This is a genomic window from Allohahella marinimesophila (assembly GCF_039538005.1).
Taxonomy (GTDB): domain Bacteria; phylum Pseudomonadota; class Gammaproteobacteria; order Pseudomonadales; family Oleiphilaceae; genus Allohahella; species Allohahella marinimesophila.
This window is the reverse complement of sequence record NZ_BAABBO010000002.1, coordinates 83,469-101,990: the sequence shown is the minus strand read 5'-3', so window position 1 is coordinate 101,990 and position 18,522 is coordinate 83,469. Positions and strand designations below refer to the sequence as shown.

8 protein-coding genes and 1 pseudogene are annotated in these 18,522 nt (G+C 56.8%); 2 read left to right on the top strand and 7 right to left on the bottom strand.

Going from position 1 to position 18,522, the window contains the following annotated elements; all coding sequences use genetic code 11:
- Nucleotides 1-163: 163 nt before the first annotated feature.
- The gene (locus ABD735_RS05150) at nt 164-8,596 is read right to left on the bottom strand and encodes a glycoside hydrolase family 94 protein (protein WP_344804002.1); all 8,433 of its coding nucleotides are present in this window, start codon (nt 8,594-8,596) and stop codon (nt 164-166) included.
- Nucleotides 8,597-8,778: 182 nt separating this feature from the next.
- Nucleotides 8,779-11,046, bottom strand: a pseudogene (locus ABD735_RS05145) (sensor domain-containing phosphodiesterase).
- 244 nt (nt 11,047-11,290) lie between these two features.
- Here ABD735_RS05145 and ABD735_RS05140 point away from each other — a divergent pair.
- Nucleotides 11,291-12,142: an SDR family oxidoreductase gene (locus ABD735_RS05140; RefSeq protein WP_344804001.1), complete on the top strand. Its 852-nt coding sequence runs from the start codon at nt 11,291-11,293 to the stop codon at nt 12,140-12,142.
- 56 nt (nt 12,143-12,198) lie between these two features.
- Here ABD735_RS05140 and ABD735_RS05135 read toward each other — a convergent pair whose 3' ends face one another.
- Both ABD735_RS05135 and ABD735_RS05130 read right to left on the bottom strand, forming a co-directional pair.
- On the bottom strand, nt 12,199-12,954 hold the full coding sequence (locus ABD735_RS05135; RefSeq protein WP_344803999.1) for a ferritin-like domain-containing protein: 756 nt from the start codon (nt 12,952-12,954) through the stop codon (nt 12,199-12,201).
- Nucleotides 12,955-12,985: 31 nt separating this feature from the next.
- On the bottom strand, nt 12,986-14,197 hold the full coding sequence (locus ABD735_RS05130) for a hypothetical protein (protein WP_344803997.1): 1,212 nt from the start codon (nt 14,195-14,197) through the stop codon (nt 12,986-12,988).
- A 258-nt stretch (nt 14,198-14,455) separates the two neighbouring features.
- Here ABD735_RS05130 and ABD735_RS05125 point away from each other — a divergent pair, with 258 nt between their 5' ends.
- Complete coding sequence (locus ABD735_RS05125) at nt 14,456-15,403, top strand: alpha/beta hydrolase (RefSeq protein WP_344803995.1); 948 nt, start codon at nt 14,456-14,458, stop codon at nt 15,401-15,403.
- A gap of 3 nt (nt 15,404-15,406) precedes the next feature.
- On the opposite strand, the gene ABD735_RS05120 is transcribed toward ABD735_RS05125, so the two are convergent.
- The 3 genes from ABD735_RS05120 to ABD735_RS05110 form a co-directional block, all read right to left on the bottom strand.
- Nucleotides 15,407-16,831, bottom strand: a complete 1,425-nt coding sequence (locus tag ABD735_RS05120) for a hypothetical protein (protein WP_344803993.1) — start codon at nt 16,829-16,831, stop codon at nt 15,407-15,409.
- Nucleotides 16,828-17,775, bottom strand: coding sequence for an alpha/beta hydrolase (locus ABD735_RS05115; protein ID WP_344803991.1), 948 nt, complete (start codon nt 17,773-17,775; stop codon nt 16,828-16,830). The genes ABD735_RS05120 and ABD735_RS05115 overlap by 4 nt, the downstream gene beginning before the upstream one ends.
- A gap of 174 nt (nt 17,776-17,949) precedes the next feature.
- Nucleotides 17,950-18,453, bottom strand: coding sequence for a thermonuclease family protein (locus tag ABD735_RS05110; RefSeq protein ID WP_344803989.1), 504 nt, complete (start codon nt 18,451-18,453; stop codon nt 17,950-17,952).
- Nucleotides 18,454-18,522: the final 69 nt, after the last annotated feature.

Below are 18,522 nucleotides of genomic sequence, written 5' to 3'. Positions count from 1 at the left end.
TGTGGACTTGAAAAGCAGCTTGGCGAATCGGAATAATACCCCCCCCCCCCCGCTATCTGAAAAAGCCTGCGTTTAACGGCCGAAAGCAAACTGACCGACGCTTATTGTAGGTAAGATAATTTATACAAAGATATTAACTACTTGTATAGCTTGCGTAAGAAAATCATCGATTTACCGGTTCTGACGCCTGTTTAACGACAATTTCGCCATTATCTCCGCTTCGTGTGACGGCGATATTATGGACTAGGCCATTATTTATAATTCTTGCCGTGTATCCAGGCCAGCCCGAGGGCAAAGCGGGCTTGATGAAGAATTCATCGCCGCGCTTGCGAATACCCAGTATGCCCTCCACGGCAGCCCGATACAGCCAGCTACCGGAGCCGGTGTACCAGGTCCACCCACCGCGGCCATTCTTCTCACCACCATGATAGACGTCAGCAGCCACGACATAAGGCTCAACGCGGTAGATGTCGGCTTCGCCAGCCGCAAGCGCATGATTGACGGGGTTCAGCATACTGAAGCAGGCGTAAGCGTCATCGCCTCGGCCAAGCTCTGCGAGCGCGTAGATCACCCAGGTCGCGGCATGGGTGTATTGACCTCCATTTTCGCGGACCCCCGGCGGATAGCTCTGGATATACCCAGGCTGTCTGGCATCTGTGCCCGTGCGGTTTTCGAAAGCCGGCTTGAACAGCCTGACCAGGCCGCTGTCACGATCGACCAGTTCCTCGACCACTGCATCCATGGCCATATTGATGCGCTCAGGCTCACCACTACCAGACAGTACGCTCCAGGACTGAGCAATGCTGTCGATTCTGCAGAACTCGCTGTCGGCAGAACCGAGGGGCGTACCATCGTCATAGTAGCCACGACGATAATATCGGCCATCCCAACCAGCGTCTTCGAGCGCCGCCTGCAATGCATTGCGATGCTGCTGCCAGTTCTGCACACGCTCGTCATCCTGCTGAGCTTCCGCCCAGGGCGTGAACACCTGCAGGGCATGATTCAGGAACCATCCCAACCACACACTTTCACCACGGCCTTCTTCGCCGACCCGGTTCATGCCATCGTTCCAGTCGCCACCCAGTATGAGCGGCAGACCGTGAGCCCCGGTGCGTTTGATGGCCAGGTCCAGCGCTCGAGCGCAGTGCTCATAAAGGCTGGCTGTCGTCTCTGAAGTTTCAGGCGTGTAGAAGGCGTCATGCTGGCCTGGTTTGAGCTGCGCGCCCTTCAGAAATGGCAGTGGCTCGTCGAGTATGGCGGCATCAGCGGTAACATCGATGTAATGGCTCACGGCATATGCCAGCCAGACCACGTCGTCCGATATCATCGTGCGTACACCTGCGCCAGTTCGTGGTAGCCACCAGTGCTGAACATCACCTTCCGGAAACTGCCGGCTCGCAGCGTTAAGAATCTGTCTTCGCGCAAGGGCAGGGTCGTGGATGAGGAAGGCCAGCGTATCCTGCAACTGATCGCGGAAGCCGAAGGCACCACTCGCCTGGTAGAAGGCCGAACGTGCCCTGAGGCGGCATGCCAGGCTCTGGTAGGGTAACCAGGTATTCACCATCAGGTTCATGGCCGGATCCGGCGTGTCGATCTGCACGCTTCCGAGAAAGCCCTCCCACTGCTCAGCAGTCTCATCGAGATGGTCATCGATATTGACGGCGCGATAGCGCTCAATGAGATCGCTGATCAATTCAGCTTCGTCGCAGTCTCCCAGCAGGAAGACGAGCTCTATGTCGACTTCCGGCTCGAGTTCGACATCCACGGACATAGCTGCGCAGGGGTCGCCGAGCGTTTCGACGTCGTTGCTCAGTGTCCTGGCTAGCTGGACGGTGTCCGGCTGCCAGACCGTGCCACTGCCAATGAATTCCTGCCGGCTGGCCGTTACCGACTCCACCGTGGCATTACAACTGAAAAATGCCGTCCGGCCCGGGAACTCGACGCTATAGGGATTTTCTGCAAGCAAAACCTGCTGCTCTGGGTCATAAGCCGACCTGACGAAAGCCGCGGTTTTCGAGCGGTTACTGCCGAGTACCCATTCCACATACCCGTACACCTGCAGTGAGCGGGTGATTGAGCCACTATTACGGATGCGTAGCCGCGAGATCTTCACCGCATCGACAGCATCAGTAGTCTGCAACAGCTCGATGTGGAGGCCGTCGACATCACAGCTGAAAATACTGTATCCAAGGCCGTGCCTCGTTGTGGACTTGCCAGCCTTGCCAAAAGCAGGGAAGGGCGAATACACCGTGAGGTTTTCGCGATCGACGACATATATCGCTTCGCCGGGTCGATCGATGACCGGATCGTTGGACCACGGGGTCAACTGATAGTCCCTCGAGTTGACGCTCCAGGTAAAGCCACCGCCCTCAGCAGAAACGTGAAAGCCGAAGATCGAATTCGACACGACGTTGATCCAGGGTTGAGGCGTCGGCTTGTTGTGGTCAGGCGAGATCACATATTCGCGGCCGTCCTCGCTGAAGCCACCATAGCCGTTCCAGAACTGCAGTGACGCCTGCGCTGCTGTGTCTGCTTTTTCAGCCACTTCGGCCTCCGATGCGTCGCCCTGGCCCTGCTGCCGCAATGTGGGCAGGTTCAGGCGTCGATACTCGGATCTGGACAGCTTGTCTTCTGCCAGCGCTTCGGCTCGGTCGATCTGCGATGTAAAGCGACCATTTCGTGAATGCAGGATGACTCTGGCCGTACTCACCAGCGCTGCGTAAGCCTGCTCCGAAACGAGATCTCTACGTAAAGCAAAAATATGGCCTCGGGGTCCATCCTGTCCTCCTCGAAGCCGGACGTTTTCACAGATGGCATCGATATGATTCTGCAGACTCTGCGCATAGGAACTGACCTGTTCATTGAGGATGACCAAGTCAACGATGAGACCGTGTGAACGGAAATATTCCTGCGCGCGAAGTGCCTTGCGTACACTGGCGATCTCGGTTTCCGCGTCCACCCGCAATATGAAAATCGGGAAGTCACCAGATATGCTCATCGGCCACAATTCGGACTGGGGCTGAATGTCGAAGCTCTGATTGCTCCAGATCTGGCCCCTGTCCGGATAGACGAGATAACGGGCAAGTCGCTGAAATACCGCCGCTTCAGTATTCGTTATGCCGATGTACCTGAGCTGGATCTGCGAGCGAGTCCATGCATGCATGGCTTCACGCTGGAAGCTTTCGAAATGTCGATAGCGGGCAACAGCCGCTTCGATGGTGGCCCGGTCAGGCGCAGCGATACTCCAGAACACCAGGCTGGTCTGTTTGCCAGCCGCGATGCGAACGACCCGCCGAAGTGAGACGATAGGGTCCAGCGTGAAACCTGCGCTGCCGCTCAACTTTGCGCCAGGTTCGAAGGCATCGGCTTCAGCAAGCCGTCGGCCTCGCCCGATAAAGCGTCGTCTGTCGGTTTCAGCTTCGGTCTTGCGGGTTGAGGGCGATTCCCCCACCACCATATGGGCGAAGGCCATATCCGGTTCGTCAGGTCTGCGCTTGTTGCGGGAGACGTAGATCACGACGCCGTCCTCAGAGATTTCAGTCTGCAGGAACATCTTCGAAAAGGCTGGATGAGCGCTGTCCGATTCCGTATGGCTGAGCACCGGCTCGGCGTATGATGTGATTTCTAGGCTTCGGTCGCTGTCGCCAAGATTGACCAGTGTGATACGCCGGCCTTCCGCATCATTCTCGGAGCCCACGATGACGTCGACACGGGAATAGATGTCATTCACGGTCTTGTGAAACTCTGCCTTGCTATCAGAAAATATCGTGCGCGTCTCTTCGCCCGGCAGCGATTTAGGCTTCGCGGTGGCCGACCACCACTCGTCAGAGGCCAGGTCCTTGATGAACAGGAACGTTCCCCAGTCGTCTTCCACGGGATCAGGTCGCCAGCGGGTGGCCGACTGACCGTTCCAGTTGGCATAACCGCTGCCGGTGGCGGACAACATCACTGCGTAATGGCCGTTCGAGAGCAGAGCCAGCGCCCTGTCATTCATCTCAGGATCATCGATCACACGATAGCCTTCGGCAGGCATCTCCGAGCGGCCTGTCGCCGGTTCGCTCACCTGCAGCTTCGCCGTCAGAATCGGCACCTCTTTCGGTGCGCGTTCCTGCAACAGGAGTTCGGCGGCCTCGATCACCTGATCACTGTGAAAGCGCTCCCGCAAGCGACCTTCGAACACGACGTTCGAAATGGCCAGTATCGACATGCCGTGGTGATGCGCCATGTAGTTCCGTACCACAACCGATTTGGTGTTCTCCGGCAGTCGGCTTGGTGTAAAGTCGACGGCGTCATAGAACCCATAGTCTCCCAGCGCCCCGTATGTTCGTAAACGCCTGAGATTCTCAAGGGCTGCGCGCGGCTGAAACTGACTGGCCAGCAGTGAGGCGTAGGGGGCGATCACGATATCTTTCGACAGACCCCGCTTCATCCCTAGTGATGGCACGCCGAAGTTTGAATACTGATAGGTCATCTCGCGATCGCGTGCATTGAAGGCGGCTTCGGAGATGCCCCAGGGAATGCGCAGCCGACGTCCGTATTCAATCTGACGTTTGACGATGAGCCCGTTTGTCTGATTGAGAATGCCGCCCTGCTGCTCCTGCATGACCAGTGGCGGCATGAGATACTCGAACATTGACCCCGACCAGGAGACCAGCGCGCCGAGCGAACCGATAGGCACTATTGGGCGCCCAAGGCGGAACCAGTGCTCGGTTGGCACATCGCCCTTCGCTATCGCGAACAGGCTCGTCAGGCGGGCCTCCGAGGCCAGCAGATCGTAGCAGGCATCATCGAGGGCATCCTCATCCGGCCGATAACCGATAGCCAGCAGACGGCGATCCTGTCGCATGAGGAAGGCAAAATCCATTGAAAAGGCAATCAGCCTGGCCCTGTCGCGAAGTGTTATGAGATCCTCGCGAAGTTCTTCCACCGAAGCCTGATCGAAGCCTGTGTCGGCCACCCCAGCCTCACAGGTTCTCGTCAATATGGCGGCCCATTTCGCTACCGATCTGGTCGCCTTGGACTGAATCTCATGGTTCAACTCCTTGGCAAGCTTCTCGACATCCCGTGACATGCGGTGCAGCTGGCCAACCCGAATCGACGTCGATTCCGGCTGCGTTGCAATCCTGGTGGTCGTCGTTCTGAAGCTCTTGATGCTGTCTTCGAGCAGACGACGCAGTGGGCGAATCGTGCGGCGATCATCCGGCACGGCGGCCAGTTCTTCGTCGACGATCGCGGAGACATCTGCAATACCGTCGAAACCAGCCTGAAGATAGGCGGATGGCGCTTCAGCCCACTCCCTGCAGGCTGACGACAGGGCAATGAGATGACCAGCGAGGTTGCCGCTGTCGACGCTGGATACATACCTGGGCAAAAGCGGCGTCAGGGTGCGTGTGTCGTACCAGTTGTAGAGATGGCCCCTGTGTTTCTCCATCTTCGTCAGGGTGGCCAGGGTCTTTTCCAGTCTGGCGATCATGTCTTCCATGCTGATCCAGCCGAAATCACGCGCGGAGATGACTGATAGCAGATATACCCCGATGTTCGTCGGCGAGGTGCGTCCGGCGACGACCGGCTTGGGGATTTCCTGGAAGTTGTCCGGAGGCAGGAAATTATGCTCGCCGGTCACGAAGGTTTCGAAATAGGCCCAGGTGCGTCGCGCGATCTTGCGAAGCTCAGCTCGCTCAGACACAGTGATCTGGAGCTTGTCCGAGGTTTCAAGGGGTTGGCTCACCATCCAGGCCACCACCGGTGAGAGCACCCACAGCGCGCAGAAGATCAGCGCCAGGGGTAGGGCTTCCGGGTGCAGCTGAAAAGTAATTGCCGCTGCAAGGCCGGCCAGGACGACTGCCCCCCACATGCCGCGATAGTAATCGAGCAGGCTTCGATGCGCTTCAGCCTGAGCCTGTGCAGCGGTGCGCCATTCCAGCAACTTACGCCTGCTGACGAACACGCGATACAGCGACCGAAGGATGGCATCCGCCATCATCGTGGCAGTGTGTGCAGTAAATATGATCCGCAGCAGGACCTGTCCGGTGGTGGAGACGAGCTCACTGCCGAGATAATAGAAGTGAGCCCTCGGCACAGTCTCGATCTTGCCTGGAAAAACACCCTTGATCAGCCCCAGGGTAGGAGAAACGAAGAGGCTGATGACGAGCACGATCTGCCAGAGCGTCGCCAGCCCCAGGGGCAGCAGCCCCCACCCCAGCACGGAAGCCAGAATCCATGCCCCTGGTATCAGTGAGCGGCGCAGGTTGTCGAGCATCTTCCAGCGACCGATCTTAGATATGGGTAGGCGCTTGCTGAAAATGAATGGAAGCAGCTGCCAGTCTCCGCGGGTCCAGCGATGCTGTCTGCCCGCCTCGACCTCATACTCCACCGGAAAATCTTCGATGAGTGCGACATCAGACACCAGTGCGCTGCGGGCTATACTGCCTTCAAGCAGATCGTGGCTGAGAATCGAATTTTCCTTTACCCGATCGCTGAGCAAAGTGTCGAAAGCGTCGACGTTATACAGGCCCTTACCTGTAAAGCTGCCTTCGCCGGTCAGATCCTGGTACACATCGGACACTGTAAAGACGTAGGGGTCCAGGCCTCTGTTCTTGGAAAAAATGCGCTGGAAAACCGATGACTCCTTGCCTGCGGTCAGCGAGGGCGTCACCCGCGGTTGCAGAATTGCGTAACCGCTGGTCATCCTGCCTGTCGCTTCATCGATAACGGGCGTACACAGTGGATGGGCCATTTTGCCCACCAGCTTGTTTATAGCGTCCCGTGTGAGCCGAGTGTCCGCATCGAGCACCATGACGTACTGAATGGCTTCAGGCAGAGCTTGTGCCGGTGGCAGATAGGTGGTGTCCGGATCTCCTCTGAGCAGGCGATTGAGCTCGATGAGTTTACCTCGCTTGCGCTCCCAGCCCATCCAGCAGCCTTCGGAAGCATTGAACAGGCGTTTCCGATGCAGAAGGAAGAATCGGTTCCGGCCGTCTGCGGTATAACGTGCCCGCAGCTCGGCCATCTGGTCCTGGGCATAATCGAGCAGTTCGACATCAGCATTGCTTTTTTCTTCGGCTGAATCGCGCCAGTCACTCGCCAGCGCGAAGTAGATCTCTCCCTGCGGATTGGCCAGATAGTGAACCTCGAGCCCTCTGATGAGGTCGTCGATCACGTCTCTTGATGTGATCAGACAGGGCACGACCACCAGGGTTCTGGCAGAGGCCGGAGGACCATCGAGAAATTCGAACCCGACCAGACGTGAGGGCGGCTTGATCAAGGTCACGATAGTGTTGAAAAGTCCGGTAGCCGCTTCGCTCGCCGGCAGAGCAAACAGAAGGCAGAGCACGACCGCTGCCCAGGTGCCGGTGCCCGCCGCCGTCAGCATATTGAAGGCGCCGACGATGACGAGGATGGTGAAGATGACGATGGGGGCCGCAATCGACCACCAGCCCAGCGCCCGATAGGCTCTGCGCAGCCTCAGGAACAGCGGCACTGTGCAGTCGATGTCCTGCTCGAGACTCTGACGGAGCTTGCCGATGAAATACTCACCCACATCGGCCTGGCTGCCCTGAGACAGCGTGACGGCACGCTCGGTGACCGCTGTTTCACTCAATGAGGATTGTCTGGCCAACCACTCGATCGCCGAGCGGTACTGGTTCTGTGAGTTGAAATCGAGCGCTCCAAAATTGGAGTGCTGGGTGAGGTAGGCATCGATACGACTGACCTGGGTAAACCATTTGGTCCAGTCGATATCGTTGATCGTGCGCAGGCTGCGAATGATATTGCCGATCCTGACGTTTTCGGCAGACAGGCGGTGCTGCTCGGAAACCAGCACTTCTTCGGCGTCACTGCCCCTCGCCTCAAGACATTGTTCCAGCCAGATCAGTGTCTCTTCTGCGCCTGCGGAAGATTCTCTCAGGCGGTAGAGCAGCTGGCTGGCGAAGGCGTCGTTTTCGGCAGCAGTCGCCAGGCTTTCGTGCAGGATCTGCCGTGACTCAGCGGTCTCGGCCGACACCAGTTTGTCGGCCGCCTCGTTAGCCTGTAGCCGCATTTGCCTGGCAAGTTCGAGGCCTGTTGCAAGTCTTCTCAGATCTTCGATCAGTACGAAACGAAGCACTGATGGAATGGCCCAGAGCTCGCCGATCCTGAAGGCATCGACATGCTGGAAGGCCTGCACCATGTGGGTAAGCCGTCGAAGCGTTACTTCGCAGTGGGAGTGGGCGTTATATAGCCAGGCAAAAGCCATGGCTCGTGGCGCCTTGCCTGCCTCCACAATATCCATTTCCGGGAGTTCCCGGTAAAAACGTTGTGGCAGATCCCGTCTCACCTGACGGATGTTCTCTTCTATGAGGTAGAAGTTATCCAGCAGCCATTCGCCCGCCGGCGGGAACAGTTCCTTGGCTTCGGCCGCCTTGAAAATGGCGAGGTAAACATCAGTGATGATGCGCTTGTTTTCATCCTGCCGGCGGGTGAGATTGAATGCCGAATAAGCGGGTAGTTGAATCGATGCCGTGGCTGCGAGATGCTCGCCGCATCGAGCCAGTTCTTCGAGAGAGTAGTATTCCGCCTGAACTGAAACAGGCTTGCTGTTGTTCCTGGTATATTCCATCCATGTCTGTCCACGTTGCAGCTGTCATGACCAACCCTGGGGACTGCTCCTGCTGAAACCTGCGTTTCAGGAAGACCTCGAGGACTTATAACGATATGTCTGACTGCATGGATTGCAGCCAATTGCAGCTAGCATACCACTAGCGCCGTCAATACTGGGCGAAGGTGATACGAAATGGCCCTTCAGGGGGCAGGAATAGTTAGTGAGCGCTCGAAATCTTCTGCTGGCAAGGGGACACCATAGAGATAGCCCTGATAGCTGCGGCAACCGAGCCGCAGCAGCACACCGCGGTGCTGCTCCGTTTCGACACCTTCGGCTATCACGGTGTAGCCGAGGTTTTCTGCCAATGCGATGATGGCCTTGCTCAGGCTGGCATCACTGTGCTCGTCTTGCAGTTCGTGAACCAGGCTTCGATCGATCTTGAGCTGTTCGATCGGAAGCTGCTTGAGGTGGGCCGGGGACGAATAGCCCGCGCCGTATCGATCCAGAGAAAAATGCACGCCCTGGCTTTAAAGTGCGATCATCTTGTCGTGAATATCTTCCAGAGACGACGCCTCCATTGGCTCGTTGATTTCGAGCTTGAGACGTCGAGGATCAGCGCCCGTAGTAGTCAAGGCGTTGCAGACAAGGCTCACGAAATTTGGATCCGAGAACTGCGAGGCGCTGATATTGACCGACAGGGTCAGGTGAGACAATTGCGGCTGCTCGGCCCACAGTGCTAGCTGAGTGCAAGCCGCTTCAATAACCCATTGTCCAATCGGCAGGATGAGATGACATTCCTCGGCCAAGGGCAGGAAGCTGGCGGGGAGCACCGTACCAATGTCCGGATGTTGCCAACGTAGCAGCGCTTCTGCGCCCGTGGCCTGGTTATCGGCATCCATCTGGACCTGGTAAAAGAGCCTGAAATCCTGACGCTTCAAAGCCTGGCGTAGTTGCTGCTCCATTTCCGAGCGAGCCCTGACGGCTGCATCCATGGCAGGATCGAAGAAGACAGTCTGATTGCCGCCTGCCGCTTTCGCCTGGTACATAGCCATGTCCGCCTGCTTGAGTAACTCCTCGAGCGGCTTGTCTTCATCGTAGAACAGCACGGCACCGGCGCTCGGGCTGCACTTGTACAGAATCTCGCGAGACTCGCCGAGTAAATATGGCTGGTTCACCTGGGTGCGTATTTTCTCGCTCATCATCTCTGTGAACGCTGCTGCAGAGGCTTCATCCCCACCAAGATTTTCCAGCACCACCACGAACTCATCGCCACCCCAGCGGGATACTGTGTCGCTGTCACGCACGCAGCCCTTGATGCGCAGCGCTACCTCTTGCAACAACATATCTCCGATATGGTGCCCAGCCGAATCGTTCAGCTTCTTGAAATGGTCCAGATCGATGAACAGAAGGGCGCCATGGCTGTGCAGACGCTTGTTGGCCAGTCGAGCGTGTTCCAGTCGGTCCTGTAGCAAACGCCTGTTTGGCAGCTGCGTGAGGGGATCGTAAAAGGCGAAGTGGCTGATTTCCTTGTCGTGTGCCTTGCGTGCGGAGTTGTCGCGGAGCATGCAGATGAACTGACGCAGGTGTCCACGATGAAACTCGGACACCACCAGCTCAGTTTCCAGTATCGAGCCCTGGCCTGTCTGCGCAGAGACCTCATGGCGAAAACCGATATTTCGGCTGACCCAATGTGAATCCGTGCTGTCTTTGCCTGGTCCAGTGGTGGCTGCCTGGCTCGGAAACAGAATATCGATCTTGCTACCGATCAGATCGTGCGGCTCGTATGCGAACATATCGAGGGCCGCTCGATTGACAGCATCAATAGTGCCGTCTGGCTCAATGATAAAGATGCCATCGATGATGTGATCCAGCACGGCCTGAACCCGGGCACTGGGAGTGCCGCTTTGAGTTTTCTCCTGGCTGTCTGGCGCAGGCGCGCCCCCGTCGGCTGGAGCGTACGGTATTTTTTCCCGCACATTGGTGCCGGTGGCCCTTATTTCGTTCTCTACGCTTGCGGCGAAATCCCGTAATGCCTGGCACTCACCGGAGGTGAGGCTACGGGGTCTCGGATCGAAAATGCAGAAGGTGCCGAGTTTATATCCTGCTGCCGTACAGACAGGCTTCGCCGCATAGAAGCGGATGTAGGGTGGGCCGGTGACCAGTGGATTGTCCCTGAATCGTTCATCCTCCAGGGTATCTGGAATTTCGAAGATCTCGTCACCGAGAATGGCATGACCACACAGCGAGATGTCTCGGCTGGTTTCGAGCACATCTGCACCCTGACAGGACTTGAATCGCTGGCTTTTGTCATCGAGAAGCGAGATAAGTACCGTCTCGACCCCGAATAGCTGTTTTGCCAGCCGTGTCAGTCGGTCGAAACGTTCTTCAGCCGGTGTGTCCAGGAGACCTGTGGCACGAAGCGCAGCCAGACGCTGCAACTCGTTTTCCGGCTTTTCGGGCGCCTTCATGTGGTGCACTCCGATCAAGGTTCAATGATGGAGACAGCAGCGGTCAGCATCACCCCAGTTCCCAAGACGCCCCAGATGGAACGCTTGTAGTCCGGCAGAATACTGGCCGACGCAAAATACTAAACCATCCATAAGTTATAGACCACAATTTGGGAAGCGTGTCACGTTCGGCGTTGAAGAAATCGTCTGACAACCTCTTGTCGTACCGCTGATCACTGCAGCAAATGAAATAAGGAGAATAGACATGGCTATACAGCAAAAAGAACTGCATGAAGATGGTTTACCAGGACATGAAAGCCACCTTGAGCCAAAACCGGACTGGGAGCCTCGCTTCCGGGGATCGGACCGGCTGAAGGATAAAGTGGCTATCGTCACCGGGGCGGATAGTGGCATAGGCAGAGCGGTGGCAGCCCTGTATGCCAGGGAAGGTGCCGACGTCGTCATCGTTTACCTGAAGGAAACCGATGACGCCAGAAAGACTGCATCTATTGTCGAAAACGAAGGCCGCCAGTCGCTGACGCTCGAAGGCGATCTCGGCGATCCGCAATTTTGCGAAACCGTAGCCAGCAAGACGATGGACAAGTTCGGCAAAATCGACATCCTGGTGAATAACGCCGGGGAACAGCACCCAGACAAGTCGATAAACACGATCACGGAAGATCAATTGCGGCGTACTTTCCAGACCAATATCTTTTCTATGTTCTTTCTCACCCAGGCCGTCAGACCGCATCTCAAGAAAGGCGCAGCCATCGTCAACTGCACGTCAGTCACAATGTACAAGGGGAGCCCAGAACTACTGGATTATTCGGCAACCAAAGGCGCGATTACCGCGTTTACCCGATCGCTGTCGGAGAACCTGATTGGTGATGGCATCCGTGTCAATGCCGTGGCGCCGGGGCCCATCTGGACGCCGCTCAATCCTTGCGGTGGAGCCAGTGAGGAAAAACTGGATGACTTCGGTGAAGGCACACCCATTGGTCGGCCGGGGCAGCCCAATGAAGTAGCGCCGAGCTTCCTGTTTCTGGCCTGTGAAGATGCCAGCTATATGTCAGGGCAGGTCATGCACCCCAATGGCGGGGTCGTCGTCGGGGGGTAAGGTAGAGTGGGCCGGGTAAAGCTGCTGCCCGGCCCCGCTGGAGATGCGCTAGCACCCTAGTGCGACATACTCATACTCTTTTTCGCCTGAGTACGGACAGCCTCCTCATACCAGGCCTTTACTCTGTGGAGATGGCTCTCTTCCTGTCTTAAGGCCTGCTGGAATTGCGCCGTCATGTCATCGAGACCGAGATCCTCCGTGAGCTTGATCAACACCTCCCAGGCCGCATTATCGGTGGACTCGATAATCACCAGCATCTGCAGACACTGTGAAATGGTGGTGCGAGGATCGTTCAGCACCTGTTGAACCCCCATGGCCGCCACTCCGCTGACGTCTGCATCTGGCGTCATCGCAGTCGGATCTGCGCCCATGGACTCGATAGCTTTCTTCAGCATCTGGAAATGTTCGAGCTCTTCGTCCCTTATTTCCCGCAGCTCGTCCATGGGCACCCGAATACCCTGCTCCTTCAGCTTGGCCTCGCACTTGAGTATGAAGCTTTCATAGAAGCGTACGCCGGTACGTTCAAAGGCAAGACGTTCGCCAAGTTTGTTGATGAGCATCTCGGGATTATTGCCTTTGAGCTTGTCCATCATCGACTTGAAAGCGCCCTTTATGCTGCCTGGTAGCGGCACAGAACCTACGGCATCTGAGTCCTGGATGTATTGGCGCCGGATCTGCTCATACGAATAGCCATCTTCGTGCTTCTGGTCGATGTTGGTATACTGCTCGGCGCCTTCGATCATCGCCTTGCTGTCGATAGGCGACATGTCGATACCGGTGAGATTACTGCCCATTTTTGTTGATTTTTCCATGATGATCTCCTCATTGGTGAAGGTTCGAAATTCAGGCTGGCTGCCTACTTTTTTCAGTGGCCTTGCCCGGCTGGCCACCTTTTTCAGCCCTGCCAGCGATCTCTGTGCCTGGTTGCCACTTGTAGTCCGCTGAAACAGCTTCAGATGGTGAACCTTCAGAATTGATGTGCTTGCGATAAGCCTGGGTAGCTTCCGTTTCTTTCATTCGATCCACAAACTCAGTTCCCGCCGCACTCATCTCAAGCTCCTTCTCTAATGTCGTGCGCACGAATTCACGCTGACTCTCGAAGGGGATCGGGTCTGGCAGAATTTCCGGCAGAATTTCTGCAGGATCTCGACGCTCGTATTTCTTGAACAGTTCCGTGACCACATTCAAATGTCCAAGTTCATAATCAAGGAAGCGCTCCCAGATTGCCTTGATGCGTGGATTGGTTTCGGCCTCCAGGCAGCTGTAGTAGTTGTAGACCTCATTAGCCTCGTACAGCATCCACTTCTCCAGCCATGTTTCGTTCGGATCGATGATCGAACCGTATTGAGTCACGTGCTGTTCTTCGATAGACGCGATTTCTGCATAAAGCTGGCGAGCTACGGGATCGGCAAAGGTTGGTCCGATATTCATGTAGTAGTCGCGCGTCTGATACTCACCTGACATGATGGTCAAGGCATTCATCTTGCTAATCGGCTTGGCGGTCTCGCGATCATAATGATCACGCAGATCATCAGTGGGATGACGATGCTCGACGATGGTCGGACGCCCTGGCGCAACATCGGTGTAACACTGCAGGATGTTGTTGGCGTCTTTGCCTTCGACGCGGTCGAGCAAGGCGGAATAGCGATACATGTGATCGAAATCTTCCAGCAAGCCGAATCGATAGACCTGCGCCAGATAAGGATCAGGCTCCTGCTGGGCGATCGCCGCCGTGACTTCGATGGCAACCTGCTCGTAACCAATGGTGGTTTCGATGGGCGAGTGATCGCCCGAGAGCAACCAGTTGATCATGGTTTGCTGGTGATGTTCGACTCGCCTGATCTGCGCGAGCGGTGAGCGTAGTTCTCCATTCATTTGTGCACACATGTGCTGGAAGCGGTTGGCCTGCTGTTCGACACCGTTCATGAGAATAACGCGCACACGGGTGAACGCATCATCATCAAGCTTGCTGAGCGGCTTTTGAACGAGTTCCTTCCAGGTGAATTTCTGCTGGTCGAGTGGCGTACCTTTGTTATCGAATAATCTTACGGACATGGCGTCCTCCGTGGAAATGGCTCTTGTTTTCAGGAATGACCAGACGAAAAAAGCAATGTTCGTGCCTCCTGTTCGCCGAGATAGACGCGGGGGTTTGCAGGGATGGCGATCCAGTTTCCGGCAGACAATTGTATAAAGTGACTGTAAGACTTACAGGTCCGATAAAGCAGTAGACCTACCCACGCTTTTTTGCACACCTTGCGGTATGGTTGTGGCAGGAGTGTTCCATCAAGCATCATTCACACGCATAACGAGACAATGACTAAACCTATGAAGCGCATGGTTCTGATCTGCCTGCTGCAGCCGCTGGTCGCCTGTACCGTGGTCTCGCCACTCACCGACGAGTTCAAGGTGCTCTCCGAAGTGCCGCTGGCGCCGGCGAAGCTGGTCGCCTTCGACACCAGCGACGGCCTTGAACTGGCGTATCGAGCTTATGTGCCGAAAACACAGCCGAAGGCGGTGCTGGTGTTCTATCACGGCAGCGGTGTCCACAGCGGGGCTGGCTACCAGACCATGGGGCACCGTCTGCAGCAACTGGGCATTGCGACCTACATGCCTGATATTCGGGGGCATGGTCATTCGCAGGGCGACCGGGGCGATACAACTGAGCCCGAGCGTATCTGGCAGGATGCTGAAGAGTTTATCGAGTTTGCGCACGCTCAGCACCCTGGCCTTGCGTTGACTGTCGGCGGCCACGCCTCTGGAGCAGGGCTCACGCTCAACGTACTCGACAGTATGTCGAAACCGCTGCCGGTAGATGGCGTTGTCATGCTCGCGCCCTATTTCGGCTATGGCGCCGCCACTGAGAACGAGGCCAACGACATGCCGTTTGCCAATCCGGACTTCAGCAAGTTCCTGCTCAATGGTGTGAACGACGACTGGTTCGAGCATAGCCCGGCTGTCGGCTTCAACTACCCGGACATCGTGCGTGACCAGGATCCTCAGTTGATCGACAGCATGACGATTGCCATGTCCAAAGCATTGACGCCAGAAGATCCAGGAGAAGCGCTGGCAGGAATCGAGGTCCCCATCGGGATATGGCTCGGTGAAGATGATGTCGAGTTCGACACAGCGAAGGTGGTGCAGTTCGTATTGGACGCAAATCCCAAGGCGGAGCTGACTGTGGTCGACGACGAGGGTCATCTCACAGTCATGCTCTCCTCTGCAGAGGCTATAGCTCAGTGGGTACTTGGCCTCGGGCAGTAGGTCTCAGTCAACTTCGCTGACCTGATGGCAGCGGTTGATCCGAAGCTGGTAGTCGAGGGTCAGGAAGGTCAGGGCGAAGCGCTCTGCCTGTGTAGGCGAGCCTTGCGAAAGATATCTGACCGTCCGCCAGGGCGACAGGTTGAATATCCGGTTCATGAGGCTGGTCGAATGACCATGGCGATACAGTCGCTGGGCCGCATCAAAGACGTTGACGGCACTCGGATCGCTGAGACTGAAATGAGCACTGGCATGTCGCACCGCCCTTGGAAGCCTCGAGTCTGAGCGAAGCAGGGTTCTGAGTTCATCAGCGCTGCCATTGGCCAGGCAGGTATTGAGCGCCGAGTGCAGCGTGTTCAGAGCCGGGAAGAGTACGGTACAGCCGTGCGTACTGGCGGTGATGAAAAGCCTGCGGGCAATATCGGGCAAGAGCCATTTGAACTCGATGAAGCGATCGATTTCTGCATCGCTGACCGCACTGCCCAGTCGGGGCGCCAATGACTGTTGCGCGGCTGTTCGAATACTCCGAGCCGTCTGGCCAGCAAGCGCTTTTCTATAGCGACGCCGCAGCAGATTCTGGTACAGGGGCTGGGCCGGCGAACCAGCTGCGTCGACCGGTGCGCCAAGATCGCAGCAGAACACGGCACCTTTATGTTGGCGAAATTGATGCCGGTAAGACAGCTCCCAGCTCATGTCCGAAGGAGAACCAAGCGCGCGACTATATTTCGGCGTCGCCAGAAAGGCCTCAGGCGTACCGAAGGTCGTGGCCGGTTCATCCAGCTTGAGTGAGAGGGGAAACTGCATGCGTACTTCCAGGCCTGCAGCTAGCGCCGATACCGAAAGAGACTCAATATCAACCCTGACCTCGTTGAGTCGTTGCTGAATGCGCACGCGCTGTCCTGCTTCGAGCCGATAGATGCCCTGATACAGGGTTTCGCTTCCGGAGAGAAGGCCTGTGGCGAGAAACTCGCTCAGGTGGCCCGCATGGAGTGTGGTGTCGGATGTCATCGTCGTCAGGAAGTGCAGCGAAGACGAAAAGACGACAGCCTGATTCACCCGGCGGTAGTAGAGTGGGGCCACGCCAGCCTGGTCACAGCTCAGCAGAATGTCGCCTTGCGGTGTGACGCAGGCCATCGCGAAGCTGCCATACGAAGGCGCCTCAGCGGCCGGTCCGGCATCAGGCACAGTCTTCAGGGGCTCACGTGTCCGGCCGGGGGCAGCCATGACGCCTGTCCAGGCGCAGCCACTGCTATCGGCGCTAGTGGTGTCGTGCAGGCTGTCGATGCGCTGCGAGGGGGGGGCGGGATGTTGATGTGCTGTTAGCGCCCGAGCAAGCTCACAGGTGAAGAGATGTTCGATATAGTGCAGCAGCAGGCCTTGCTGATTTCTTGGACAGACCACCCCCATGATTTCCACAGCGCCGCGTTTCATGAGGCAGCCTTCTCGAAGGCGACCTTCTGCACTTTCAGCAGGGCGTTGAGCCACAGTGTAATTTCATTCGCGGCGGCTCTGACGATACCGAGATGAGTCGTCTCTGGTACCAGGATCATTCGATTCTGCGGGTGAAATGGTACATACCAGCGCTGAGCGGCCTCTATGCAGAGCGGAGTGGTGATCTCGTCATCCCGGCCTATCGTCAGGAAGAGCGGCTTGTGCAGGCTGCCAAGAATGTCCAGGTAATTCCTGGCCGTCAGTGATTCCATCATTCTGAAACTATACTGACGCACCCTGTCGTCCACCTGCTCGAGGTCGGATCCCACAGGGAAGTAGATTGTCTTCATGTGACCCAGGATCGGCACGACCTTGCAGAGTAGCGCCCGCATCAGTGACACCTTGAACAAGTGCCTGTGGATGTGACGAGGTGCTGGGTCATGAGCGCTTTCTCGCCGCCAATGGCTCAGCCGGAACAGCAGGCGGTTCAAACCGAAGTCCGTACGCGCAGACTCGATACTGGCAGGGAATACTGGCGACATCAGCACGAGGCCGCGGAGTGACTGATCGCTGTACTTGTCGACGTACCGAAGCGCTACGGTCGCGCCAGCCGAGTGACCGGACAGGATGATTGGTGTATGGGGATGCTTGTGACGGATCACCTGGATGATGTCTGCAACATCGTCTTCCAGCTGACCGATATAAGCGACTGTGCCTCTGGGCCCAAGGGAATCGCCATTACCACGAAAGTCCAGCAGATAGGTGGTAAAGCCCTGCGCTGCCAGTGTTTCACCATAGGACAGGTAGAGCGTGCTGTTGTAGGAGCTGCCATGGAGATGAAGAACGACGGCATGTTCAGCACCCGAGCCGAACAGGCGCAGCGCCAGGCGGCAGCCATCACGTGCGTAAAGATCGAGCAGCTGAAATTCAGCGGGTGTGTGCATCCCTGTACTTTCCGTTTGCGTAGACGCCGCCTCTCCGTTCCAGATGGAGCCAGGAATCCGGGGTCAGCTTTTTATAGAAATACCTTATCTGGCAAAGTGTACAGTAGCTGGGGGGGCTGAAATGTGATCTGCTGCGGATACCGGTCAGGGCAGGGCGGGCAGTGGTTGGCAGTTTCAGCGTTTGCGACGGAAGTCCCAGGGCGGCTGCGGATCGGAGTGTTGCCAGAGACCGCTTCCTGCAGTTCGGGCAGCCAGTTCGGCAATGGCATAGGCCCTTTGGTCTTCGGGGCTCTGATCTTTCAGATAGTGTTTGTAATGCCAGGCGAGACCCATGCGAATCTGCGTCAATCCGGCATCCTCCCCAGCAACGACGACCTTGCCAATGATGCGGTCGTAGCGGTCACGCTTGTGCCATTCGACCTCAACAGCTTTGTTGAACACAAGGTCGGCCATGTTCGATCGTGACACCTGTCCAAAGGCCTGCCTCCGCTCTGGAGCGTCGATACCCCCAAGACGAATCTTGTGCTGCCTTCGCTGATCGTCCAGTAGGGTGATAGTGTCGCCGTCGGCAACGCTGACTACGATGCCTTTGAGCACCTCCGCAGCGAGGTGCTGTGAAAACACGAGGGCAAGCCACAAGGCCAAGGCCCTGCTCGCGCCTGAAGATCTGCTTTTCATACTCAGCCTTGGTGCGTGGTCACTCCGCAGATGATTCCGCATCGTAACCCTGAAGCCTTGGACCTGACC

What these genes read in the sequence shown, in the direction of transcription:
- ABD735_RS05150 (WP_344804002.1), bottom strand. Translation starts at nt 8,596, where the DNA reads ATGGAATATACCAGGAACAACAGCAAGCCTGTTTCAGTTCAGGCGGAA.
- ABD735_RS05125 (WP_344803995.1), top strand. Translation starts at nt 14,456, where the DNA reads ATGACTAAACCTATGAAGCGCATGGTTCTGATCTGCCTGCTGCAGCCG.
- ABD735_RS05135 (WP_344803999.1), bottom strand. Translation starts at nt 12,954, where the DNA reads ATGGAAAAATCAACAAAAATGGGCAGTAATCTCACCGGTATCGACATG.
- ABD735_RS05140 (WP_344804001.1), top strand. Translation starts at nt 11,291, where the DNA reads ATGGCTATACAGCAAAAAGAACTGCATGAAGATGGTTTACCAGGACAT.
- ABD735_RS05130 (WP_344803997.1), bottom strand. Translation starts at nt 14,197, where the DNA reads ATGTCCGTAAGATTATTCGATAACAAAGGTACGCCACTCGACCAGCAG.
- ABD735_RS05115 (WP_344803991.1), bottom strand. Translation starts at nt 17,775, where the DNA reads ATGCACACACCCGCTGAATTTCAGCTGCTCGATCTTTACGCACGTGAT.
- ABD735_RS05120 (WP_344803993.1), bottom strand. Translation starts at nt 16,831, where the DNA reads ATGAAACGCGGCGCTGTGGAAATCATGGGGGTGGTCTGTCCAAGAAAT.
- ABD735_RS05110 (WP_344803989.1), bottom strand. Translation starts at nt 18,453, where the DNA reads ATGAAAAGCAGATCTTCAGGCGCGAGCAGGGCCTTGGCCTTGTGGCTT.